The organism is Fibrobacter sp. UBA2449 (genome assembly GCF_002342555.1).
In the GTDB taxonomy this organism is placed as follows: Bacteria; Fibrobacterota; Fibrobacteria; order Fibrobacterales; family Fibrobacteraceae; genus Fibrobacter.
The window spans coordinates 18,628-42,229 of record NZ_DDQF01000022.1 but is presented as its reverse complement, the minus strand read 5'-3'; the positions used below and the strand labels follow the sequence as shown (position 1 = coordinate 42,229).

Annotated in this window: 18 protein-coding genes and 1 tRNA gene; 15 read left to right on the top strand and 4 right to left on the bottom strand. The window is 55.4% G+C overall.

The genetic code is table 11. From position 1 onward, the window contains the following. The first annotated feature begins 40 nt into the window (after positions 1–40). From B4B27_RS14435 to B4B27_RS14415, 5 genes are read left to right on the top strand one after another with little or no spacing between them, the layout of a single operon-like run. Positions 41–1,441 carry a lamin tail domain-containing protein gene (locus B4B27_RS14435; RefSeq protein WP_290727385.1) on the top strand — a complete coding sequence of 467 codons (1,401 nt, stop codon included), beginning with the start codon at positions 41–43 and terminating at the stop codon, positions 1,439–1,441. After that, a complete protein-coding gene (locus tag B4B27_RS14430; protein ID WP_290727383.1) occupies positions 1,425–2,171 on the top strand; it encodes a hypothetical protein in 747 nt (248 codons plus the stop codon). The genes B4B27_RS14435 and B4B27_RS14430 overlap by 17 nt, the downstream gene beginning before the upstream one ends. Positions 2,172–2,216: 45 nt before the next feature. Beyond that, a complete protein-coding gene (locus tag B4B27_RS14425) occupies positions 2,217–3,500 on the top strand; it encodes a hypothetical protein (protein ID WP_290727381.1) in 1,284 nt (427 codons plus the stop codon). A gap of 23 nt (positions 3,501–3,523) precedes the next feature. Beyond that, the gene (locus B4B27_RS14420) at positions 3,524–3,973 is read left to right on the top strand and encodes a rhodanese-like domain-containing protein (protein WP_290727379.1); all 450 of its coding nucleotides are present in this window, start codon (positions 3,524–3,526) and stop codon (positions 3,971–3,973) included. 30 nt (positions 3,974–4,003) lie between these two features. Beyond that, positions 4,004–5,212 (top strand): bifunctional diaminohydroxyphosphoribosylaminopyrimidine deaminase/5-amino-6-(5-phosphoribosylamino)uracil reductase, encoded by a 1,209-nt coding sequence (locus tag B4B27_RS14415; RefSeq protein ID WP_290727377.1) that lies wholly within the window; start codon positions 4,004–4,006, stop codon positions 5,210–5,212. Here the strand turns inward: B4B27_RS14415 and B4B27_RS14410 are convergent. The 3 genes from B4B27_RS14410 to rho are packed head-to-tail and all read right to left on the bottom strand — an operon-like array spanning position 5,178 to position 9,265. Next, complete coding sequence (locus tag B4B27_RS14410; RefSeq protein ID WP_173382003.1) at positions 5,178–6,515, bottom strand: sigma-54 interaction domain-containing protein; 1,338 nt, start codon at positions 6,513–6,515, stop codon at positions 5,178–5,180. The two genes, B4B27_RS14415 and B4B27_RS14410, sit on opposite strands and share 35 nt — an antisense overlap. A gap of 18 nt (positions 6,516–6,533) precedes the next feature. Then, positions 6,534–7,340, bottom strand: coding sequence for a pyrroline-5-carboxylate reductase (proC, locus tag B4B27_RS14405; protein WP_173382002.1), 807 nt, complete (start codon positions 7,338–7,340; stop codon positions 6,534–6,536). A 47-nt stretch (positions 7,341–7,387) separates the two neighbouring features. Further along, positions 7,388–9,265 (bottom strand): transcription termination factor Rho, encoded by a 1,878-nt coding sequence (gene rho / locus B4B27_RS14400; protein ID WP_349678265.1) that lies wholly within the window; start codon positions 9,263–9,265, stop codon positions 7,388–7,390. Positions 9,266–9,489: 224 nt separating this feature from the next. Here rho and folK point away from each other — a divergent pair, with 224 nt between their 5' ends. Genes folK through panC form a run of 3 tightly spaced genes read left to right on the top strand, consistent with a single transcriptional unit; the run spans position 9,490 to position 11,510 of the window. Further along, positions 9,490–9,999, top strand: a complete 510-nt coding sequence (gene folK, locus B4B27_RS14395; protein ID WP_173382001.1) for a 2-amino-4-hydroxy-6-hydroxymethyldihydropteridine diphosphokinase — start codon at positions 9,490–9,492, stop codon at positions 9,997–9,999. Continuing rightward, the gene (locus B4B27_RS14390) at positions 9,999–10,649 is read left to right on the top strand and encodes a deoxynucleoside kinase (protein WP_173364894.1); all 651 of its coding nucleotides are present in this window, start codon (positions 9,999–10,001) and stop codon (positions 10,647–10,649) included. Before folK ends, B4B27_RS14390 begins: the two co-directional genes overlap by 1 nt. Positions 10,650–10,658: 9 nt before the next feature. Continuing rightward, positions 10,659–11,510, top strand: a complete 852-nt coding sequence (gene panC / locus B4B27_RS14385) for a pantoate--beta-alanine ligase (protein WP_173382000.1) — start codon at positions 10,659–10,661, stop codon at positions 11,508–11,510. Between the two features lie 71 nt (positions 11,511–11,581). Here the strand turns inward: panC and B4B27_RS14380 are convergent, their stop codons facing one another. Next, positions 11,582–14,641 carry a CHASE2 domain-containing protein gene (locus B4B27_RS14380; RefSeq protein WP_290727371.1) on the bottom strand — a complete coding sequence of 1,020 codons (3,060 nt, stop codon included), beginning with the start codon at positions 14,639–14,641 and terminating at the stop codon, positions 11,582–11,584. A gap of 206 nt (positions 14,642–14,847) precedes the next feature. On the opposite strand from B4B27_RS14380, the gene B4B27_RS14375 reads away from it, so the two are divergent. From B4B27_RS14375 to B4B27_RS14345, 7 genes are all read left to right on the top strand, one after another. Next, on the top strand, positions 14,848–17,670 hold the full coding sequence (locus tag B4B27_RS14375; RefSeq protein WP_290727369.1) for a DNA translocase FtsK: 2,823 nt from the start codon (positions 14,848–14,850) through the stop codon (positions 17,668–17,670). A gap of 34 nt (positions 17,671–17,704) precedes the next feature. Continuing rightward, positions 17,705–18,589 (top strand): 4-(cytidine 5'-diphospho)-2-C-methyl-D-erythritol kinase, encoded by an 885-nt coding sequence (gene ispE, locus B4B27_RS14370; RefSeq protein ID WP_290727367.1) that lies wholly within the window; start codon positions 17,705–17,707, stop codon positions 18,587–18,589. Between the two features lie 83 nt (positions 18,590–18,672). Further along, a tRNA-Gln gene (locus tag B4B27_RS14365) sits at positions 18,673–18,744 on the top strand. Positions 18,745–18,780: 36 nt separating this feature from the next. Beyond that, on the top strand, positions 18,781–19,416 hold the full coding sequence (locus tag B4B27_RS14360; protein WP_173364898.1) for a 50S ribosomal protein L25: 636 nt from the start codon (positions 18,781–18,783) through the stop codon (positions 19,414–19,416). Positions 19,417–19,570: 154 nt separating this feature from the next. After that, positions 19,571–21,118: a PEGA domain-containing protein gene (locus tag B4B27_RS14355; protein ID WP_290727364.1), complete on the top strand. Its 1,548-nt coding sequence runs from the start codon at positions 19,571–19,573 to the stop codon at positions 21,116–21,118. Beyond that, positions 21,118–22,938, top strand: a complete 1,821-nt coding sequence (locus B4B27_RS14350) for a fibrobacter succinogenes major paralogous domain-containing protein (protein ID WP_290727362.1) — start codon at positions 21,118–21,120, stop codon at positions 22,936–22,938. The genes B4B27_RS14355 and B4B27_RS14350 overlap by 1 nt, the downstream gene beginning before the upstream one ends. A gap of 2 nt (positions 22,939–22,940) precedes the next feature. Further along, complete coding sequence (locus B4B27_RS14345; RefSeq protein ID WP_290727360.1) at positions 22,941–23,594, top strand: FISUMP domain-containing protein; 654 nt, start codon at positions 22,941–22,943, stop codon at positions 23,592–23,594. The last annotated feature ends 8 nt before the right edge of the window (positions 23,595–23,602 follow it).

Below are 23,602 nucleotides of genomic sequence, written 5' to 3'. Positions count from 1 at the left end.
TTCGGGGCGGCGGGCGGGGTAAACCCCTTCGGGGGATATCTTGAAATACATGCTTTTCGCGGCGGCGACTGCTGCGGCATGCCCGATGTTTGTCGAGTTCTTTCCGGACCCGACCGATGTTCCGGACAGCGAGGGTGAATTCGTAGAAATCCTGCTGGATTCCGCTTTTGCTGCCGATTCTCTATATATTTCGATGGACGGGACGCGGGGCGCATACGCCTACCCGGCGGGGACCAGGCTCGTCCTGGTCCACGACAGCGCGTCGTGTCCGGCACGGAGCGCTGTCGCATGCGCCCCCTTGCGGCCGTCGCTTCCCAATTCTCGCGGCTCGGTTTGGACTTTGCATGCCGGGGCCTGTTCCGATTCGGTGGAACTCGATATTCCCAAGCCGGGCAAGTCGATGCAGAGGCGCGGATCGACGGACGACTGGGACTTTGCGGCCCCGACTTTTGGAATTGCGAACCCTGCCTTCGAGACAGGCGTAAAGGATTGCGGCGTGGCTTCGGTTTTGGTCTCTGCCGCTCCGGGAGGGGACGGCTTCTTCGTGTCGGGCGGGCTGACGGGGTGTGGGGAGACGGACGTCTCGCTCGAATGGACGGGGCTTTTCGGAAGGGGGAGTAGCCGAACGGAAATGCTTCCGTCGACTACAAGTTTCGAGAGCGAGGTGGCTGCGGAGGGGGCGGCCTGGATTCGGGTGCGGCTTCCCGAAGACGATTACCCGGCGAACGATTCGTGGGATTCCCTCGTGTTTATTCCGGGGCAATCCCCCCTTGTGGTGTCCGAGGTGCATCACTGCCCCCAGGAACCGGAACCCGAATGGGTCGAAATCTACAACGTGTCGCAGCATCCGCTTTCGCTTTCGCGGTTCGGGTTCTGTGGCAGGGGTGGTGCGTTGGGCGGTATCGCCGATTCCATCGGCCCGGGCGGGCTTCTTCTCGTGACGAAGGATTCCTTGGAACTGAGAGCTTTTCTTGGCATTGCCGACGTGAAGATATCGCAGGTAAAGATGGGCGTCCTCAACAACGCGGGCGGCTCGCTGTCGCTTTGTTTTGATTCGAGCACCATCGATAGCGTCTCGTGGGACAAGTCTACGGTCGAATGTCCTTCGGGTTTCAGCCCGCTGACCTCCCGGGGCGACAATTCGCCGGGGTTTGTGGGGAAGGTGCGCGGAGGGGATGCCGGTGCGGTCGAGTTTACGGTTTCGGGTCGCATTTTCCGCATGGGGGGGCCGCCTCCGCGGGTGCGCGTGGTGAGCGAAACGGCCGTAGAACTGGGCTTGCTCGACTCGGCCGGTCGCAAGGTCTGGAGTGGGAATGCGGATTCGAATTCATCGGTATGGCGGGAGATTCCGCTGCAGAAGTTCGGGAACGTGGGTGTGAACTATGTCCGTGTGAAATCCGGAAATTACGAGAAGGTGGTGGGAATTGTCTTGCGTCCGTAGAATTGCGTTGGCATCGGTGCTCGTGCTTCTGGATTTGGCATGCGCGTTCGAATCGCCGGTTTCTTTTGCCGGTTTTGCTTCTGCAGTTCCCGGGGGGCCGGCGGGTTGGAACTCCAACCCTGCGGGGGCACACGGGGGTGCCCTCGCGGCCTCGACCTGGTGGCGAGGCTCCGGCCCCTCCGAGCGCGCCGCCTCCTTGTCCGCAAGCTGGAAAATGGGAGTTCTGGGCGGGGCCTTCGTCTACGATTACTACAGTCTCGATTCGACGTTCCGGCAATCCTACGCCATGCTTGAGGCTTCGCTTTCATTCTGGAAGCTGAAGGCGGGGGCTGCCTGGGGGCCCGTTGCCGAATGGGTCCCGGGCGATGCGGCGTGGCTCCGGTACCGCGTGAAGTTCGGCCTGCTCGGTCGGCTTGGGCGGTTCGCGCTGTCTTCTTGGTGGAGCGGCTTTGTCGACGAAAAGATTTCGCTTCCGTGGGTCGGAGTCTTTTGGGAGTCGACTGGGAATTTTTCCGCCTTTGCGGTGAGCGACTTTGAGTCCGTCTCCTTTGGGACTTCGGTGCGGATTGGCGTCTTTTCGATTGAGGCTTCTTATGCCTTTCCAGGTTTTGGGCTCGATTTCGGGATTTCCGTCGCATGGGGCGGGCTTCTGCTCGGTGCGGAGCACGGAATTCGCGACGAAATCGGCGACTGGAACGGAGTCTGGGCCGTCAAAAGAATCAACAAGTGATTTTGGCCGTGCTGACGGGTCCCAAATTTGTCTATCTTGTGTTGTATGAATGCATTGGTGACGAGTGAATTTGGCATGAACTGGATTATCGTGCTCCTCCTGGTGACGATCATCCTGCTTGTCGTCTGCGGTATTAGCGTTTTCCTCTTGAAGGACAGCATGCGCAGGCAGCACCTCTACGAGCGCTTTTCGGGCAACCTTAACGAATTCATCGTCGTATTTTCGCAAAAGATGGAGTTCCTCTACGGGCTTCCGATGTATATGTCGGACCCCCTTTTTAAGCGCCTGAGCTCGGGAAGCTCGTTCCAGGACCTTCAGGATCCGAAGGACTGGGCCAGGATGACCCTATTCTTCGACGATGTCGAGAAACACCAGAATGTGTCGTTCATTTTCTCCATCAACTTGCCCAAGCTGGATTCGAACCAGGAAAGTAGCGGAATCCAGTGGTACGAGATGAGGGCCGTGGTAGAACATATTTCTGTCCAGGAGACGGACTACGTCTGCTTTATCAGGAACATCACGAAAGAGAACGAGAACAGGAAGGAACGCGAACGCTTGCAGTCCAGGCTCGACAACCTTCTGCAGAATACGGGCGACTTCCTCTGGAATTTCGAAGTCGAGGACCGCAAGTTCAGGCTCCTGACTCCGCTTCTCGACGAGGAACACCGCGTAATCCCTCAATCTACGGGCTACGTGAATGTCCACGAGATGATGCCCGAACCGGATTGGGAACTCTTGAACGCCATGCTGAACAGGAGGGTCAAGGATTTCCATACATTCGGTTCGAGGGGCGACCCGTTTGAATCGATCAAGCTGCGACTGTATGGCCCGGAGAAGACTCTCGTGTGGTACAGCTTCCGAGGAAGCCTCACGACGGACGAACGGAACAACCTTGTGTTCCAGGGATCGGCTCGGCGCATGGATATGATTCTCGAAAATGCGGTCCTCAATGCGGGGGATTACCGAGATTCGATGTTCTCTGCCATGTTCATGTTCCCGGATATCCGCGTTTTCTGGGTGGACCCGAACTATATCGTGCGCGGCTGTAACCAGGCCTTCGTGACCGATTTCCAGATAATGAGCCCGAACGATGCGATAGGCAAGTGCCTTGATGCCGTGGTTAACCAGCAGGCGCTCCCGATGATGATGCGTGCCCTGACGGAAGTTTTCGATACGGGCAGGAGCGTCTCGTGGAAGGGCTTTTTTGGCAATGTCGGCAAGGGCATCATGTATAACATGGTCCCCATCAAGGGCGCCAACGGCGAAACGGTCTTTGTCCTTGGCGTGTCCATCCTCTTTAACCAGTACGATTTCGAGGACCACCGCTAGTTTTTCTTTTAACGAGGTATGATATGAAAAAGCTATTCGCAATGCTTGCATGTTCAATGTTCATGATGGCCGGCTGCAACGACCCCCAGGCCAAGCCTGCCGCAAAGGCGGAAGCCGCCCCGGCCCAGCCTGCTCCGGCCGAGAAGGAAGCCCCGGCCCCGGCGCCCGAAGCTCCGAAGGCCCAGATTACGAATATCGACTGGGCGAAGGCGCTCGAAATGCAAAAGGCGGGCGCGATGCTGATTGACGTGCGCACTCCGGGCGAGGTGGCGGAAGGGACCGCCGAAGGCTCCGTGAACATCCCGCTGCAGGAAGCCGAACAGAGGCTCGCCGAGTTCCCGAAGGACAAGGACCTGCTGATTTTCTGCCGTAGCGGCAAGCGCAGCATGGCTGTTTCGAACATCCTGATCCAGAATGGCTACGAGCGCGTGTTCAACGTGGTCGGCGGGTTCATGGCGTTTCCGAAAAACTAACGCGGAAAATTGAGTAACGTTACGAACTATATGCGGCTCGCCTTGGATGAGGCGTTCTTTGCCGTGGGGGTGAGCCGACCGAACCCTGCTGTCGGTGCTGTCGTCGTGAAGGACGGCATTGTCGTGGGGAAGGGGCGGACACAGCGCCCCGGCTCGGCCCATGCCGAGGTCATGGCGCTGCGTGACGCGGGCGAACTCGCCCGCGGGGCGGCCCTGTTCGTGACGCTCGAACCGTGCTGTCACCAGGGCCGCACGCCCCCCTGCACATCCGCCATTATCGCGGCCGGCATTTCCGAGGTCTATTTCGCGCATGCGGACCCGAATCCCGTTGTCCGTGGCAAGAGCCGCGGCATTCTCGAAAATGCGGGAATAAAAGTCTACGAGGGCGAGGATGCCTGTGCGCGTGCGCATGTGGCCGAAAATTGGGACGACGAATCCTGTCCCGAGGGCTGCATGGTGATTTCCTCCGGCCAATCGCCGTCGCATGGAGTGGCGGACGAGTCCCTTTTGGAGGGCCGCGAAGTCTATCGCGACGTCGAACGCTATTTCGAAGGCTACGACCATTTTGTCCGTAACGCGACTCCCTTTGTCGAGGTGAAAATGGCCATATCGCAGGACGGATTCATGGGCGCCGTTGGCCGTGGCGGGGCTCATTTGCCGATTCCCATCACGGGGGAGGCCGCCAACTGCTGGAACCATGAATTGCGCGCCATGAGCGATGCCGTTCTCGTGGGGTCGGGGACGCTCCTGTCGGACAACCCGGGACTTGATGTTCGGTTAGTCCATGGAAACAGCCCCGTTAAAATCGTCTGGGCGCCGTACCGCGAATTTACGGCTTGCGAGGTTGATTCCCTGAAGGTTTTTGGCGATTCCCGGACCCTGGTCTATTCCTGTGTGGAACAGCCTGCGCTCGAATCGAAAGCCGAGGTCGTTCGCTTGCTCGGCGAAGACTTTGCGTCTCGGTGGAAATTCATGGTCCAGGATCTGGGCAAACGCGGCATGCACAGGCTCATGGTCGAACCGGGTGCCAAGCTGGCCTCCATGATTTTCGAATGCGGGCTCTGGGACCGGCTCGACCTTTGGCGTTCCACCGACTGCAGTGTCGAAGAACGGCTTGAAGAATCCGGTCTAGAAGGCCTTTTGTGTCCTGATATGCCCGAAGAATTGGTCGCCCGCGAATCCTACATGGCGGGGCACGACGTTCTTACTGTATTTTATCGCCCAGGCGAAAATCCTTGACGTTTATGCCCAGGCGCGAAAGCCTGTTGTAGAGGGTCGTGCGCAATAGGCCAAGCTTTTCGGCGGCAAGGCTCACGGATCCCCCGTTTTCGCGGATTTTTGCAATCAGGAACGTGCGTTCTTCCTGGTGCTGCCAATCTTGAAAATCGTTGTAGCTTTCGAAGCTCGAAGCAGAAATGTTGCCCTGTGCTTGGCTCTGGAGACTGGCTGCGGGTTCTATCTGCAGGTCGTCTGCCGTGAGAGTCCCGGGCGCAGTAAAGCACAGCGCACGCTGGATGACGTTTTCGAGTTCGCGGATGTTGCCCGGCCAGCTGTGGTTGCGGAGTTTCTCGAGCGCATCTTCCGACAGCGTGTAGGGTTCGCCCGCGGGCGCGTATTGCCTTATGAAGTAGTTTGCGAGGTCCTCGATGTCTTCCTTGCGTTCGCGCAACGGTGAAAGCTGCACGGGAATCACGTTCAGGCGGTAGAAGAGGTCTTCGCGGAAGCGCTTTTCGCGAATTTCGTCGCGGAGGTCGCGGTTGGTGGCGGCGATGATGCGCACGTCGATATGGCGTGTCTTGTTCGCGCCGATGGGGCGGATTTCCTTGTTCTGGATGACGCGCAGGAGCTTTACCTGTGCATGCAGCGGCATGTCCCCGATTTCGTCGAGGAAAATGGCTCCGCCGTTAGCGTCTTCGAAGAGCCCGATGCGTTCGTTCTGCGCTCCGGTAAAAGCACCGCGCGTGTGTCCGAAGAGTTCGCTTTCGAATAGGGTGTCCGGGATGGCGCTGCAGTTCACGACCACGAACTTGTCGTACATGCAGGCAATCGCGCGTGCGACGAGGTCCTTGCCGACTCCCGATTCTCCCTGGATAAGGACTGGTCCCGTATGCAGGATGGCGCGTTCCACCTTCTTGCGGAGATCCTGCATGGCCCTGCTCTTGCCCACGAGGTGGCTCATGCGTTCCTTGAAGATGAGCCGTGCCTTCTGGATTTCCTTGAGGCGGCTTATCTTGCTCATGAGGTGGAGACGTACGGCTTCTACCGAAAGGATGATGTCGTAGGAGTTCCCCGCAAAACTGTAGGCGTCCGGGCTGTGGGCGTAGGCGAGCACCATCGTTTCGGGATGCTCCCTGTGGATTCTCGGAAGTTCGCGTTCGTTGTCGGCCGCGAAGGAATCAAGGTCCCAGATGACGATGGGTGCCGTTGCCTCTGAGGCGTTTGCGGTGTCGTGCAGGGCTACCGAATAGTTTACCGAGGAAAGCACGTCCTGTATGAACGAGGACGTGTCCGTTTCCTTGGTGAACAGATCGATTGCGGACATCGCTTTTTTGTTCCGGGACTACTTGCCCAGTTCCTTAGAGCGTTCGGTACCGGCGACTACGGCCTTGATGAGGCTCGAGCGGAATGCACCCTCTTCGAGGGCGTCCACGCCTGCAATCGTCGTACCGGCAGGCGAGCAGACCATCGCGCAGAGGTCGCTCGGGCTCTTGCCCGACTGCTTCACGAGTTCCACGCTGCCTTCGATGGTCCCGAGGGCGAGCTTGAGGGCCACATCGCGGGTTAAACCGGCTTTTACGCCGCCGCGGGTAAGGCCTTCGATAAACTCGAACACATAGGCGGGGGCACTACCGGAAAGTCCGGTGACGGCGTCCATGAGGCTTTCGGCGACACGGCAGGTGACGCCGATGTTGCCGAAGATTTCTTCGGCAGCCTTCAGGGTAGCCTCGTTGACGCCGTCCGTCGCGAGCGCGACGGTGCCCTTGCCGACAGTGAGCGGCAGGTTCGGCATCACGCGGAGCACCTGGTTCTTTGCGCCGAGAACTTCGGTGAGGTTCTTGCGGGCGACTCCCGCCATGATGCTCACGAAGGTCTTTGTGCCCTTGATGGCCTTGACGGCGTTCTTCCATTCGGTGGCGACGAGCTTGAAAATCTGAGGCTTCACGCAGAGGAAGGTGATGTCGGCCTTCTTGACGCCTTCCGCGAAGTTCTTCACGCGGACGCAGCCGAGTGCGCTTACCGCAGCCGCGGCAGCATCGCTCGGGTCAAAGAAGAAGATGGACTTGGGGTCAACTTTCGCATTCAGGAGCCCGCGCAGGATGGCTCCGCCCATGTTGCCCGTGCCCGCAAAGAAAATTTTCTGATTCATATCAATAATCCTTTAATAATTATCAATCATCAATTATCAATTAATTATCATCCATTCATGGAAGTGAGGAAGTCGCGGTTCGTCTCGAACAGCTTGAGCTTGTCACGCATGAATTCCATGATTTCGACGGTGGTCATATCCTGCAGGTAGCGGCGCAGCACCCAGACGCGGCGCAGTTCCTCATCGCTAAGCAGCAGTTCTTCCTTGCGGGTGCCGGACTTGAAGATATCGATGGCCGGCCAAATGCGCTTTTCGGCGATGCGGCGGTCGAGCACGAGTTCCATGTTGCCCGTACCCTTGAACTCTTCGAAAATCACTTCGTCCATGCGGCTGCCGGTTTCGATGAGGGCCGTACCGATGATGGTGAGGGAGCCTCCGTTCTCGATCTTGCGGGCTGCACCGAAGAAGCGCTTGGGGCGCTGCATGGCATTAGCGTCCACACCGCCGGAGAGGATCTTGCCGGAATGCGGGATGACAACGTTGTTCGCGCGGGCAAAACGCGTAATGGAGTCGAGCAAAATCACCACGTCGTTGCCGTGTTCCACGAGGCGTTTCGCCTTCTCGAGGACCATGTCGGCCACCTTGATGTGGCGCTCGGGCGGTTCGTCGAACGTGGAGGCGAGCACTTCGGCCTGGATGTTCTTGCCGGCCCTGGTGGCATCGTCCTTGAGGCGGTCGATGAGCTTCCTCATTTCGGTCACTTCTTCGGGGCGTTCGTCGATGAGGAGCACCATGAGCTTCACTTCGGGATGGTTCACGGTGAGCGCCTGCGTCACGTTCTGGAGGAGCACCGTCTTACCGGTACGTGGGGGCGCGAGGATAATGCTGCGCTGGCCTTTGCCGATGGGGGTGAAGAGGTTCATGATGCGTGTGCTGTATTCGTCCTTCTTCCATTCCAGATTGAGCTTTTCGATCGGGTGGATGGGGGTGAGGTATTCGAATGCCACACGGCGCTTCGTCTTTTCGGGAGCTTCGAAGTTCACCGTGTCGATGCGCATCAGGGCGAAATACTTCTCGCCTTCGCGCGGCTGGCGCACCTGGCCCGTGATGGTGTCGCCCATCTTGAGGTCGTAACGGCGGATGATGTTCCTGCTGATGTAGATGTCGTCGGGGCCGGCGAGGTAGTTGTGGTCGGGGTTGCGCAGGAACCCGTGGCCGCCTTCCGGAATAATCTCGAGCACGCCTTCGGTGTATATGGGAGTCTCTTCGCCACCGGTAGAAGAAAGGATGCTGTAGACGAGGGCCTGCTTGCGCATGCGCTTGTAGTCTTCGATGCCGAGTTCTTCGGCGCGCTGCTGCAGTTCGAACATCGGGAGCCCGCGGAGTTCGCGCCACTTTGCCTTCGCGGCCGCCACTACTTCGGGAGGCGGCGGGGGAAGCTGGATGCTCTCGTCGATAAAGTCGTCTTGCGGGAGGTTACGGTTGTGGCGGTTCTTGAACTTGTTGAACTTATTGAACTTGCCGTTGTTCCCGTTGTTATTGTTATTATTGTTGAACTTTCCGTTGTTGTTATTGTTGTTGAACTTGCCGCCGTTCTGCCCATTGTTCTGGCCGTTGTTTGGCGGGTTGTTCTGACCGTTTGCCTGTGCACCCTTGTTCGGGTCGGCTTCGGGCTTTGTTGTATCGGCAGGAGCTTCCGCTTTTTCTGCCTTCGGTTCCGAGGGTGCGGATTCGACAGCCGCGGGTGCCGGTTCGGGGGCCTGTTCGGAGGCCGGCTGTTTTGTCTTGGAAGATTCTTTGGGATCCGGGGCTTCGGCTGATTTTTTGGAGGGCCTGCCGCGACGCTTGGGCTGGGGTTCCGCACCTTCGGCGCTCGGAATCGGCTGCGCTAGGTCGCCGAGTTTCTCGTAGTCGATGGGGGAGTTTAAATCAATGGTGTCGGAAAGCAGTTGCGGTTCGTCTTGAACCTTCTTTTGTCTAGGCACTATTCGTTCCTTTGGCTTGTATGATGTTGGGTAGAATAAATTTTCCAGAAGATAGGGCCCCGCTCGGAGGTTCCCTCGGAATTCACGTATAAAATACAAAAAAAAATGATGTTTGTCATAAAAATTGCTTTTTTCGATGGAAAAAAGAAAAAAAGATGATTATCCGGCAAAAAAAAGGAATAAACGGGACTCAAAATTTTTCTGCAATAGCTATATTAACGCACGTGGAATCACTAGACCGCGTTTTTGTTGCGCTAGGAAGCAATTTAAGTCCCCGCTCCCGTAGGCTTGCCGAAGGACGGGACATGCTTTCGCGCATATCTTCGGGCGGGTGGCTTGAAAGCCCGATTTACGAGACTCCTCCGGTAGGTCCGGAAGGGCAAGGTCCCTATTTCAACCAGGTCGTGAGTTTCTGGTACGATGGGGATCCGAAACGCCTGCTCCATTACCTCAAGGGATCCGAGGTCGTACTTGGACGCAAGCCCCGCGGTCACTGGAATTCCCGTGAAATTGATCTCGACCTGCTCTATTTCGGCAACAAGGTCATGGCCGGCCGGCCGACGATTCCGCATGCCGAAATTCCCAACCGCCAGTTCGTGCTTGTCCCCCTGAATGACATCGCGCCGGACTGGGTGGACCCGTTGAACAATTGTACCGTGAAGGAAATGCTTGCAATCCTCGTCGAAAGCGAAGGCAAGATTCCGTTCCGTACTATTACAGCGGAGGAACCGTAATGCTGACCGAAAAAGGTGTTCACTTTCTCGCCATCGAAGGCGTTATCGGCGTGGGGAAGACCACGCTTGCGCGAATTATCGCCGAGCGCTGGAACGCCCTCTGTATCGAGGAAAATTACGAGGAAAACCCCTTCCTGGAAAAGTTCTACGAGAATCCGGAACCCTACGCCTTCCAGACGCAGCTGTTCTTCTTGCTCGAACGCCACAAGCAACTTCAGCATTCGGCGCTCCAGAGCGACCTTTTCCACGACCTGCTCGTAAGCGACTACACCTACGACAAGGATGCCATATTTGCGGCCCAGAACCTCTCCGACAGCGAATTCGCCATGTACGAGCAGGTATCGAAGGCTATCGAACACGAGATTCCCCGACCGGACATGGTCGTCTACCTGCAGGCGAGCATCCCCACGCTTTTGAACCGCATCAAGAGTAGGGGCCGCCCCATGGAAAGAGCCATCGAGGGAAACTACCTGAAGGACCTCCAGAGCCGCTACGACCACCATTTTTGGCACTACTCGCATGCGCCCGTCCTGATTATCAACACGGACCATATCGATTTCGTGCACAACGAAAACCACCTGCAGCTGGTGCTCGACGCCATTGCTGCATGTCCCAAGCAAACGACTTATTTTGTTCCAGAAAGTAATTAAGAAGGTTATATGCAAATCATTGATTCAATCGAAACACTTCGCAACACCCTCAAGCCGTTCGCGGCATCCGGCAAGACCATCGGTCTTGTTCCGACGATGGGGGCTCTCCATGAAGGCCATGGGGCGCTTATCAAGGCGTCGGTAAAGGATTGCGATATAACGGTTGTCAGTGTTTTCTTGAATCCGATTCAGTTTGGCAAGAACGAGGATTTGGACAAGTATCCCAAGCGTCTCGAAGCGGATGCGAAATTGGCTGAATCACTGGGTGCCGACTTTGTTTTTGCTCCCAGCGTCTCTGAGATGTATCCGGCCGGCGATCCGCTGACGATGGTGCGCGACGAGACTCTCGAGAGCCTCTACTGCGGAGCCTACCGTCCGGGCCATTTCCGTGGCGTGCTGACGGTCGTCTCGAAGCTGTTCCTCATCACGAAGGCGAACCGCGCCTACTTTGGCGAAAAGGACTACCAGCAGGTGTTCCTCATCGAACGCATGGTGAAGGACTTGAACTTTGACATCGAAATCAAGCGCGTCCCCATTGTCCGTGAAAAGTCGGGCCTTGCGCTTTCGAGCCGCAACGAGTACCTTTCCGAAGAAGAACGCACCCAGGCGCTCGGAATCTCGAAGGGTCTCGCTGATGCGAAGGCCGCGTTTGTCGCGGGCGAGAAGGGTGTCGCTAAACTCCGCGATATCGTGGTGAAGTCGATTCTCTTGAACCGCGGCCAGGTCCAGTTCGTCGAGGTCGTGAACCAGAAAGACCTCCAGAAGTTCTCGGGTGTCCTCAAGGCGTCGGACAAGGCGGTCATTCTCGTCGCCGCGTTCTTCGGCAAGACGCGCCTCATCGATAACATCGAGCTCAACTAGCGTGTTCCATCGGATATGAAAAGAGCGCCGGCAATTTGCCGGCGCTTCTTGTATTCGGGGCCTTGAACCGATTATTTTTCGGTGGCCGTGAACACTCCGTCCCAGGTTTCGCCGGCAGCGACAGGCGGGTTGACCTTGTAGCTTTCGCAACGTTTGATGTAGACGTGCGAAGGTGTCGTCTTGCTGCCGGGGTCGCGGTCGGGATGGTGGGGCTCGTAGTCGAGGCACTGCGTGAACAGTTCAATGGCCTTGTCCCACTCCATGGCGAGGTAGGCTGCGCGGGCCTGTTCCCAGATTTCGACGAGCTTGAGGAGGTTCGCTTCGTTCTCGCATCCGGTGCGCTCGAGAAGTTCGAAGGTACGGACCGGCTGGCTCTTGCCCACCACGCGGATGGTGTCGAGAGAACGGTAGATGAAACGGCCTTCGTCGAGGTGCTTTTGGGTGTCCTCGCTAATTTGGATGTAGGCCCCGTATTGCTTCGCGGCACTTTCGAGACGAGCTGCGAGGTTCACGGCATCGCCCATCATGGTGTAGTTCTTGCGGGTTTCGGATCCCATGTTTCCGGTAACGATGTCGCCGGAGTTGATGCCGATTCTCATGTGCATGTCGTGGACCACCTTGGGCCATTTCTGGTTCTTGTGCTCATCGGTTTCCACGGCCCACTTCTTGCGGAGTTTCATGAGTTCGCTCTGCATGCCGACAGCCGTGTCGCAGGCGTTCTGCGCATGGTTGGGCAGGGGCATCGGCGCTCCGAAGAACGCGATGATGGCGTCGCCTTCGTATTTATCCAGCGTGCCCTTGTTGTGGAGCAACGTGTCGGTCATCTTGGTCAGGTATTCGTTCAGCAGGTCGACAAGCTTACTCGGGTCACCAATTTTTTCGGAGAAGGTGGAGAAACTTGCGATATCGGTAAAGTAGGCCGTGATATTGAGCTTTTCACCGCCGAGCTTGGGCATAACTTCGTTGTTCACCATCTCGTCGATCAGTTCGGGGGAGATATACTGCTTGAACGCGTCGTTCAGGAACTTCTTTTCTTTGTTTTCGAAATAGAACTGGACAACCTGTGCAGCGACGTTCGTGAGCAGCATGGCGAGGAGCTGCTTAGAGACGCCCAGGTAGATGCCGCCCTGGAAATAGCGGAACGCGATGAACGCGTAGGCTCCCATCATCAAAAGCGATATGCCGATGGAAATGTAGCTGCGGACGAACAGGCCGAGCAGCATGCACACGATGGCGAGCAGGATGACGATAATCTGCTGGTAGTGCTCCGCGAGGTTTACGATGTAGTTGTCGTTCAGGATGTTCTGGATAATGGTTGCGTGGATAAGCACGGCGGGGTTGTTTTCTTCGTGCGGGCCTGGCACAAAGTCGAACAGTGCCGGGGCGGCGGACCCGAGGATAAAGACCTTGCCCATGTAGAGACCGGGGTCCTGGCGGTTGTTGGTGACATCGTAGTAGGCGACATGCTGGAACGGACGCATTTCGGGGTCGGTGTTGTAGCGGCCGATGTAGTTGACGAGGAATCGGCCGTAGTTGTCGATGGGGACGCGTTTGCGGTTGCCGAAGCGGAATTCTTCACCGGGCTTTAGGCTGTCGACCTTGTTGTTGGGTGTTCGGGCGATATCCTGGAGCACCTTGTCGCTCAGGATATCGAGATTCGATTTCCATGTTTTGGCATCTGCATCGTAGCGGAGGTCAACATCGATGGAAAAGTGAATAGTGCGGTTCTCGGGAATCTTTTCGAGAGAATCCTTGAAATAGCGAATCGTGTTCAGGATGTAGGGGGTGATAATGAATTCGTCGTCATTGTTGGAATCTTCCACGAGGAAGTGGTCGGGGGCGTCCTCCTCGGTATCGCGCTTCATCACGACGCCTTCGAAAATTTCTTTTTCTTCGTCGGCTCCGATTGCGTTCATTTCGTCCCCGTCAATCGTATCGGCGATTTTGAGAAGCGTGCTAGAGAGGTCTTCGTCAAGGGACTGGCCTTCGAAGAGCATGAACAGGGGTTTCCCGTTTTCGCTCTTGCGCACGGCGACCTTCGTCGTGATGTCGACGAGTTCGTTTGTCGCGCGTTTGATGGCATCCGGGCTCTTGAGGAAATTGCGCAGCTGGAGGAACATGGGGTAGCTGAACTGCGGGTAGGTGACGTGGAACTTGTCTGTGGAGTCCTTGTAGACGCCGAAGGGCTTGCCGAGGTCGATGTATTTGCCCATCTTGATGACCACGTTCTCGGGCTTCTGGTGGAAAAGGTGCAGCGTCGTCATGAGCGACATCGTGGAATAGATGCGGCTGGGGACGTCGGGGTAGACGTAGGGGTTCGGGAATCGGTAGAGCATCGAAACGTGGCGCACGACGCCGTCATCGTCGGGGTAGGCGTTCACGGAACCCATCTGCGCGCCTGCGTGTGCGAGTTCGGGATAGATGTTGTCGAGCAGGGTCTTCGTTTCGACATATTCTACGGAATCGACTTGCGATTCGGCGAACGTGGAACCGAACCCGAGTTCCTCGGCGCGTTCGTATTTCGCAAGTTTTTCCCACATGGTCTTGTGCTTGAACGAGGTCGTTTCGTCCATCATGAAGCAGACGATGGCATTCCCGCTCTCCTCGATGTTTTTCACCATGAGCGAGTCGAAGTTGTAGTGCGAGCGGATGCTCGTGAAAAGCGTATCCCAGGGCTTGGTGGAGTCCACCGTATTGAGGATGCTGATGGCCTGGTTCGCCTTTTTCTCGCCGAAGTCCGCGTCCTTGAACAGAATATCGAAGCCGATCGCCGATGCGCCGCCGTCACTCAGGTTCTTGATGACGTTTGCATGGATGGAACGGTCCCACTCGTTGTAGTTGCCGAGCTTGGTAAGGGAAGGCTCGTCGATATCCACGATCATGATGTTCGGGTCGAAGCTCTTGCTCACGGCGACCTTGCCGTCCTTTTCAAGCTTTTCGAATGTCTTGCCGGTCTTCATCTTGAAGAACTGGTCGTAGAAGAAATTCTCGAGGTCTTCGGCGGTAGAGCGCATCACCTCGACATAGGGATCCTGCGCGTTACCAAGGAAAAGAATGAGGAAAATGATGACTGCAGTAATAACGGAACCGACGCCGATTTTCTTCAGTTTTTTCAATAATTTCTTGTTCATGCTGTCAATAATAATAAAAGAATATAAACTATATTTCGTAAGTAAACTCGAAGGAGCGTATTTTGGCTGAACGGAAAAAGACTTCTGGTAAAAAAACAAAAACAAAGTCGGCTGTGAAGGAAACCGAACCTGGGGATTTGCCATTCGGAGTTATTTTGTGCGGATGGATTCTGGTCGGTGTAGGCCTGGTGCTTTTGTTAGGTTGTGTGAGTTCTGTCTATAGCGGCTCCGAAGGCAACTGGCTTGGCCCTTATTTCGGCAAGCTGATTCCCGAAACGTTCTGCTTTATCTTCGGCAAACTTCCTGTTGTTGCATTTACGTTTGCTCTTGTGCTTTGGGGCCTTTGCCTTGCGCTCCGTCCGGTACGGATGCGGGGGATAGGGCTTGCTGTCGGCATGAGCCTTCTTACGATTGATCTTGCTTGTCTCCTTGCGCTCAAGAATTATGGAGAATCGCAGCTGGGCCGCGACGTGTTGATGATGAACGGCGGCATCGTGGGCCAGTTTTTCTGCAAGAACATTGCGGAACCCGTTTTCGGCAATGTGTCTGCACTGGCTCCGTTCCTGTTGCTTCTTGCGGGGCTGGTTCTGATTCTTGTCATCTCGTTCGGGTTGCGACCGAGGCATTTTGCTTTTGTCGTAAGCGGATTCCGTTGGCTTGTAGGGCTCTTCATGAAGCGCGGAAAAGATGACGAAACCGCCGAGGAAGATGATACCGAAAGTGGCGTGGTGAGCGAGAATATCGGGCTTTCGAAGCGCAAGGGCATCACGTTCCTCGACGACGACACGATTTTCAAGGAACCGGACGGTTTCAAGCTCAAGCATAAAGGTAAGCTCAAACCCTTTAGTGCTCGCAAGAACTGGATGGAAACTCCAGTGTTGGCCCGCGGAAACGGCGAAGAACTGGACGAGTCGACTGTCGCTCCGACGATTGCGCCGACGATGCCCGCCGCTCCGGTGGCTGCGGACCAGGCGATTGAACCCGATTTTACGGGCGAAGATCCTGAAATCTTGCGCCTGGAACAGCAACTGCGTGACAACTACCGCAACATGAGTGCGCTCGAAATCAAGGAAATCAGGGACAAGATTGCCGAAATCCGCCGTGCCCGCGAAATGCTCAACTGGGAACGCGCCCACCAGAACAAGATTGTGGTGAAAGGTGCTGTTCGTGGGACTCAGCCCGATGCTTTGCCGGCCGAAACGCGCGATGATGCCACCGTGGTCGCAGAAAATGAATCTGAAAGGACCGTGGTCGCTGGACAGAAACAACCGGATGTGGCTCCGACGATCGCCGCATTCCCCGGAACAGAAAAAGATGATGAGCCGACGCTGGCTGCGGGTGGCGACGCTTCTTCTGAAGAAGAGACCTTTATGCCCGAGATTGTCACGAGCGACGAGGCGGAACGCGACCCGACAATGGAACAGGATCCGACATACGAGGCTCCGAACCAGATTGGAACATCTTCTTCGGGCACCACGTTTACGGGTGGTGCCGCTAACGGGATACCACAGCCCGACCCGACGGTGCATTACGACCCGTACCGCATTCCGACGGTGGATGAAATTCTGGACAAGCACGATCCGCAGCCTGCGGACTACACCGAAGAGGAACTCAATGCGATTGGCCGCATGCTCGAGGAAAAGCTCGAGAACTTCAAGGTGAAGGGGAAGGTGGTCGGCTGCGAGACCGGCCCCGTGATTACGCGTTTCGAGGTGGAACCGGGCCCGGGCGTGAAGGTAAGCCAGTTCAGCGCGTTGCAAGATGACCTTGCGATGGCCCTGAAGGCAGTCTCTATCCGCATCCTCGCGCCGATTCCTGGAAAGGGCGCCGTGGGCATTGAAATCCCGAACCGCAAGATGCAGACCATCTTCGGGCGCGACATCTTCGAGAGCGAGGCGTTCAAGCCCACGCCTGACAAGATTATCATGGCCCTCGGTAAAGATATCTCCGGCGAGCCGTTTGCGATGGATTTGGCGAAGGCCCCGCACCTGATGATTGCGGGCCAGACCGGTTCCGGTAAGTCCGTGTGCATTAACGCCCTCATGGCGAGCATGCTTTTGAGCAAGACTCCCGACGAGTTGCGCATGATTCTGGTGGACCCGAAGGCGGTGGAACTCAAGATGTACGAGAACATTCCGCACCTGCTCGCTCCCGTGATTACCAAGCCCGAAGTCGCCATCCAGGCGCTCCAGTGGCTCTGTTACGAGATGGACCGCCGTACCGAAGTGCTTGCGAAGGCGAAGGTGCGTAACCTCAACGGCTTTAACGAGAAATTCGATGCAGGCCTGCTCCCCGAAGACGTGCCCGATACGGACCGCGGCCACCGCATGGCGTTTATCGTCGTGATTATCGACGAAATGGCAGACCTCATGATGGTCGCCGGGAAGGAAATCGAGAAGAACGTGAGCCGTCTTGCCGCAAAGGCGCGCGCCGTGGGAATCCACTTGGTGCTTGCGACCCAGCGCCCGTCGGTGAAGGTGATAACCGGTAACATCAAGGCGAACCTGCCGACGCGTATCAGCTTCAAGGTGGCCTCCCAGGTGGACGCGCGTACCGTGATGGACCACGCCGGTGCCGAGAAGTTGCTTGGCCGCGGTGACATGCTGTTCAAGGCGGTGAATGCACCCGACCCGGTGCGCGTACACGGCGCATTCCTGAGCGACGAGGAAGCGGAAAAACTTGCCGACGCCTGTAGCAACCAGAACGTCTGTTACCCGCAGCTCGAGACCTTCGAGGTCGAGGAAGCGGGCGGGGAAGGCGATGACGACGATGGCAATGCCGCAATGAACGAGAAGAAGGACAAGCTCCTGTTCGAGGTGGCCAAGTGGGCCATCGAATGCGGGAACGGCCTTTCTACCTCTGCCGTGCAGCGTCACTTCAGCGTGGGTTACAGCCGTGCAGGCAAGATCGTGGACCAGCTTTACGGCATGGGCCTGTGCGCCCGCAGTACAGGCAACTCCAAGCCCCGCGCGATGCTCATCGGCATGGACGAACTCATGCAACTCGAACGCTCCGGCGCTTTTAGATAATGTGAAGTGTGTAGTGTGAAGTGAGAAGTTTGAAATGACTATGAAAGAATTTGCTCCCGCTAAAATCAATCTTTTTCTCGATGTCATCCGCAAGCGTGAGGACGGCTATCACGACCTGGGAACGGTTTTCCAGACGGTAGATGTCGGCGATACGCTTGAATTCAGCGCCCGCGACGACGGAGAAATCCACCTGGAGTACAGCAACCCGCAGGAATACCCCGTGGAATCGGACCTCGTGTACAAGGCTGCGGTCGCATTGCGCTCGCATGTGGGCAACAACGACCTGGGTGCAGATATCTTTTTGGACAAGATAATGCCGCTCGGTGCAGGCCTTGGCGGTGGTTCTGCCGATGCCGCAGCGGCGCTCCGCGCGCTGAACCGCCTCTGGGAGTTGCGGTTGCCGCCTGCGGAACTGGAACGCGTCGGGGCAAAGCTCGGGGCTGACGTTCCCTTCCTGGTCAGAGGCGGCACGGCTTTCGCCGAGGGCATCGGCGAACGTTTATCGTTTATCTCCCCGTTAGACCTGCCTGCAGGCGAGGTGTTGCTTATCGCGACCCCGCACGACAGCGTCCCCACCAAGGATGCCTATGCGGGAGTACCCAAGTCCGGGCCTGACCGCTGGGAAGGCTACAAGCTCGCATGGGAAACTGCATCCGATGCGGAACGTTCTTTCGGCGGGCCGCTGCTCGATTCGGGCGCATTCTTCAACGCTTTCGAGATTTCTGTTTTCCCGAAGCACCCGCTCGTTGCCGCGATGAAGGACAAGTTCTTGGACCTCGGGGCGAGGGTCGCCCTCATGAGCGGCTCCGGCGCATCGGTCTTCGGAATCTTTGCCGACAGAACCACCGCCGAAACCGCCGCCGAAACCCTCAAGGCATACTCCCGCTACATCGCCCTCACAAAATTTTGGCACGGTTAGCCTCAAAAGTGCCCTTTTTAGGCATGAAAAGCGCATTTCCCCTTTGAAAAAGGGGATTCTTTTTTTATATTTGCGCCCACCATTGGGGTATCGTCAAGTGGTAAGACAACGGATTTTGATTCCGTTATTCGTTGGTTCGAATCCAGCTACCCCAATGAATCTTTTAACAATAAACCAAATTGGAGTCTACAATGGAACTCACAAAACTCGCAGCAACCTCGAGAGTGCTAGGCAAGAGCCGCGACTGCGCCCGTCTCCGCAAGGAAGGCAAGATCCCGGCCGTCTATTATGGTAAGGGTCAGGAGTCTGTGAATATCAGCGTCAGCGCTATCGATGTTCGCAAGGTTCTCGCCCCGGGCAAGCGTTACACCCTTCTCGACCTCGAGATCGACGGCAAGGCCGGCAATCCCGCTGTCATTTACAACTACCAGAAGGATGCCATCACGCAGGCGATCACCCACATCGACTTCATCAAGATCAGCGACGACTCCAAGGTCAAGGTCCGCGTGCCGGTGAAGCTTTCCGGTCTTCCGGTCGGTGTCAAGACCCAGGGCGGCCTCTTCTCTCAGGAAACCCGCTACCTGTACCTCGCCGCCAAGCCGGCTTGCATCCCGACCGTCCTCGAAATGGATATTTCCGATTTCGAGACGAACGTGACGTTCTACGCCAAGTCCTTCAAGCTCCCGGAAGGTTGCGAACTCGCCAGCCTCCCGCGCACGGTGATTTTCACGATTACCTCGAAGTCCAAGAAGAAGGACGACGCTGCCGCTACGGAAGCTGCTCCGGCCGCTGCCGCTGCTGCCGCTCCGGCTGCCGAAGCCAAGTAATCTCGGATTGCTTGAACAAGCGCTTAAAAGGGCCTGCCGTTTGTGGCGGGCCCTTTTCGCATGCACGGAGGAAACTTTGAAAAATGTGTCAAAAAGTTCACATTGGGGCCCGCTGGGTATTGCTTTATTGCAAAAAAAAATTTATTTATGCGGTATGAACCGTCTTATCCATATTTTTCTCGTTTTGGCTTTCTTTACGGGAGCCTCTTTTGCTAAGCATGTTGCGGTCTTGGAGACAGTCTCCGATACCAAGGACCTCTTGTCTCCTTCGGAACGTATATATCTCACGAATACACTTCGTGAAGAGGCGGTCAAGGAACTCCCTGCCGAGTTGGAATACACCATCATGACCCGCGAGAACATCCAGGAAATGCTTCCGCCGGGCAAGGCCATTGAGGACTGCGAGGGCAGCTGCCTTGTGGAAACGGGTAAGAATATTTCCGCCGATTTCATCTGCCAGGCGCGTGTCGGTAAGGTGGGCTCCAAGTTCTCCATCAGCACCGAAATCTATGAGACGTCCACAAACAAGCTGGTCGCCAGCTTCAACGGACTGGGTGCCGATGTCGAGGCCTTGATCGAAGTGATTATGGCGAAGGCTCCCGAGTTCTTCAGGAAGGTTCGCGGCGGTGCGAAGGGGATTATCCGCACTGGCTTTGACGGGGCCGGCAACCAGTCCTTCGCGATACACGTTTCGACTAATCCTCCCGGTGCAGCCTTGAGTATCGACGGGCGTCCTGTGCCGAAGTGCAATTCGACCCCGTGCCAGATCCTCCTCGAATCGGGAAGGCATCGTTTTCTGGCGGTCCTTGATCATTACGAGGATGCGGAAGGATCTTTCGATATAACCGGGAACGGCCAGCAAGTTTCTCTCGACCTCGTGCCTCGCTTCGGAACGCTCGTTGTCGAACCGCAGCTCAATGGCGGTGGCACACTCGATGAACTGGAAATGACCCTCGACGGGAACAAGGTGAAGGCTGGAAAAATCGAACTTGATCCGGGCGTTCATTCCGTGGAACTTTCTCACCGCTGCTACAATCCCGCTTCTTTCAAGGTCGGAATCTACAAGGGCAAGGAAGAATCTTTCAGGGAAGCACTTGTGCCGATAGCGAGCGGTATCTCGCTTTCGGCCAGCAAGTCCTCGGGCGAACCCCTCAAGCTCCCGGTGTTCGTCAACGACAACTCGGTTGGCGAGACTCCGTACCTAGGAAGTGTCCCCCTGTGCTCGAAGATTGAGATAGGCGAGGGATCCTCCAGGACTGCCCTCAACCTTACGCTGCTTCCCGGGGAGACCGTCGACTACGAATACGTCGTGCAGGAATCCAGCGGCCGCGGTAGCGTTTCGGGCGGAGCGCCCCTGAGGAAACGTCGTGGCGTCGCCCAGGACAATACGGAAACGAAACCTGAACCCGGGACGAGCATTCCCTCGAACGTGAGTACGAGCTCCTCGTCGTGGACCCTCATGGATCATGCGACATGGCTCCTGCCTGTGTCGGCGGTTATTGCGGGTGTAGGCCTTGCACTGGGCATAGTTTTCGAACTTGATGCGGCAGAGCAATACAAGTATGCCAATTCGCAAAACTATAAAGAAAAAATGGATGCGGCGAAGTCTTCGCAGACCATTCGAAATGTCGGGTGGATAATGACAGGGGTCGGTGGGTTCGGCTTCGTTTTGGCTACAACTTTCATGATTATTGATTTCTGATGAAAAATTTGAGATTCTACATAGTGTCCTTGTTTGCATTGATTGCGCTTCTGTTGTGCGCCTGTACCGACTATGCCCAGAAAATCAAGGACGAGTTCGATCCGGATGACGCTAGCATGGCTGCTAATGAGATTAAGGAAATTTCGTACGGATACATGACGGACGATCGTGATGGCCAGGAATATCGGACAGTTAAGATTGCAGGCCAGGAATGGATGGCGCAAAACCTGAATTACTATATCGTGGACACCTATTGCTATGATGACAATTATCAGAATTGTGATACGTATGGCCGTCTTTACAAATGGGATGCCGCTTTGTATGCCTGTCCTGCCGGTTGGCACTTGCCCACAAAAGAGGAAATAGATATACTGATAAAGAATGTGGGTGACAGGTCTACGGCAGCGACAGTGCTCAAGTATACCAAACTATGGGATGATAGGGGTAATGGTACGGATTCCTTTGGCTTTGGTGCATTACCTGGTGGCTTGTTGGGCTATGAAGGATATTTTGATGGAATCGGCCTTACTGCTGGGTTCTGGAGCTCGACCGAGGGGGATAACGATACCCTTGCCGACTACCTGATCATGCGCAGTGATTATGATGAGGTTCGTCTGAATCAAGGGAGCAAGAATTACGGTTATTCCATACGCTGCCTTTATGGAGAAAGCGATCTGTCTTCAAGCAGCTTGGGGCCCAAGTCTTCATCCAGTCAACACCTGTATGGGGAATTCTTTGACGATCGCGATAGCCGGACCTATAAGACTATAGAAATCGGCTCGCAGACATGGATGGCCGAAAATCTCAGATTTGAAATGGATGACAGTTATTGTTATGATGATGATATGAGCTACTGTGAGAAATACGGTCGCCTCTATGTTTGGACTGCAGCACAGGACGCTTGTCCGGATGGCTGGCACCTGCCTTCGCCAGAAGAGTTTGATACTCTGCTTGCGACGGTGGGGAATAATGCGGCCGAGAAACTGATGGCGACGAATAGCTGGATAGACAGTGAGGGAAAAAATTCCTTTGGCTTTTCTGCACTTCCCGGCGGATTTAGGGGGAATTCTGGAAACTACTCCGACGAAGGTTCAATGGCGTTTTTCTGGAGCAACGCCAAGGCTTCAAATGGTACTTCTGGATATAATCTGATAATAGACCGCTTTGGAGATGCTTCAATCCATGGCGAATATGATTCTGCCGATGGAAACAGTGTCCGTTGCATTATGAATGGCGAAAATTATAGCTCTTCCAGCAGCGCGGAATCCTCTTCTTCATCTGTTGTCTTTTACCAGGATGAAGACCTCTTTGATGATCGCGACGGACGGACATATAGAACAGTGACGATCGAATCGCAGACGTGGATGGCGCAGAATCTTAATTTTGTGACGGAAAACAGCCTCTGCTATAATGACGATGAGTCCAGTTGCGATACGTATGGCCGTCTTTACAAATGGCAGGATGCGCAGCTCGCTTGCCCTTATGGATGGCATTTGCCGTCGAAGGATGAATTCGAAACTTTAATTACGGTTGCCGGCGGCTATGAGATAGCGGGGAAGACGCTCAAATCTACTACTGGCTGGTGGGATACCGGGAAAGGAGAAGGCGGAACTGATGATTTTGGATTTACGGTGCTGCCGGCTGGATACATTAACACTAACGAAGCTTTCATCTCTAAGACCGCTGTGACCTTATTTTGGACATCCTCTGTAAATGTGGATCGAGTATATACACTGAGTTTTTCGTATTCCGATGATACCGCTTCTATGTTCCTCAATGACACGAAAGAATCAAAATCTATCCGTTGCATTAGAGACTGATTATGACGAAGTTGATTGACATCCTTGTCCTTTTCTCGTTGATGTGCTTCTGCGCCTGTACCGACTATGCTCAGCAAATCAAGGACGAATTCGAACCGGATGATGCAAGCGGTTCGTCGGCGACTACGGAAGATAATCCTCTGCCCTCGTACGGATATATGACGGACGAACGTGATGGCCGTTGGTATAGTACCGTTAATATAGCAGACCAGGAATGGATGGCCGAAAATCTCAATTTTGATACAGGCGAGAGCTATTGCTACGACAACGAATACTGGAACTGTGATGTAGCAGGAAGATTGTACGAATTTAAAGATGCCTTTGTGGCCGCCTGCCCCGATGGCTGGCATTTGCCTTCTGCTGAAGAGTTTGAAATATTGATTAAGAATACGGGTGGTGATGCAAATGCCTCGTCTTTAAAATCGAATGACTGGAACGGAAATAATTCATCCGGTTTTAATGCTTATCCTGCAGGACAAAAACGATTTGCCGATAATTATACCGATATGGGTTTTTATGCTTATTTTTGGAGCGCGACACAAGATGGTGCCAATGCATATGCATTAATGATTTCCGGTTCGTTGTCCGTTGCATCTGTTGTCATTGAACCCATTAACATGGAACAGGCTTTTTCTGTCCGCTGTGTCAAGGATTAAAGAATTAG

What these genes read in the sequence shown, in the direction of transcription:
- B4B27_RS14410 (WP_173382003.1), bottom strand. Translation starts at nt 6,515, where the DNA reads ATGTCCGCAATCGATCTGTTCACCAAGGAAACGGACACGTCCTCGTTC.
- B4B27_RS14425 (WP_290727381.1), top strand. Translation starts at nt 2,217, where the DNA reads ATGAATGCATTGGTGACGAGTGAATTTGGCATGAACTGGATTATCGTG.
- B4B27_RS14355 (WP_290727364.1), top strand. Translation starts at nt 19,571, where the DNA reads ATGAACCGTCTTATCCATATTTTTCTCGTTTTGGCTTTCTTTACGGGA.
- proC (WP_173382002.1), bottom strand. Translation starts at nt 7,340, where the DNA reads ATGAATCAGAAAATTTTCTTTGCGGGCACGGGCAACATGGGCGGAGCC.
- B4B27_RS14390 (WP_173364894.1), top strand. Translation starts at nt 9,999, where the DNA reads ATGCTGACCGAAAAAGGTGTTCACTTTCTCGCCATCGAAGGCGTTATC.
- ispE (WP_290727367.1), top strand. Translation starts at nt 17,705, where the DNA reads ATGACTATGAAAGAATTTGCTCCCGCTAAAATCAATCTTTTTCTCGAT.
- B4B27_RS14345 (WP_290727360.1), top strand. Translation starts at nt 22,941, where the DNA reads ATGACGAAGTTGATTGACATCCTTGTCCTTTTCTCGTTGATGTGCTTC.
- B4B27_RS14360 (WP_173364898.1), top strand. Translation starts at nt 18,781, where the DNA reads ATGGAACTCACAAAACTCGCAGCAACCTCGAGAGTGCTAGGCAAGAGC.
- B4B27_RS14415 (WP_290727377.1), top strand. Translation starts at nt 4,004, where the DNA reads ATGCGGCTCGCCTTGGATGAGGCGTTCTTTGCCGTGGGGGTGAGCCGA.
- B4B27_RS14350 (WP_290727362.1), top strand. Translation starts at nt 21,118, where the DNA reads ATGAAAAATTTGAGATTCTACATAGTGTCCTTGTTTGCATTGATTGCG.
- panC (WP_173382000.1), top strand. Translation starts at nt 10,659, where the DNA reads ATGCAAATCATTGATTCAATCGAAACACTTCGCAACACCCTCAAGCCG.
- B4B27_RS14380 (WP_290727371.1), bottom strand. Translation starts at nt 14,641, where the DNA reads ATGAACAAGAAATTATTGAAAAAACTGAAGAAAATCGGCGTCGGTTCC.
- B4B27_RS14420 (WP_290727379.1), top strand. Translation starts at nt 3,524, where the DNA reads ATGAAAAAGCTATTCGCAATGCTTGCATGTTCAATGTTCATGATGGCC.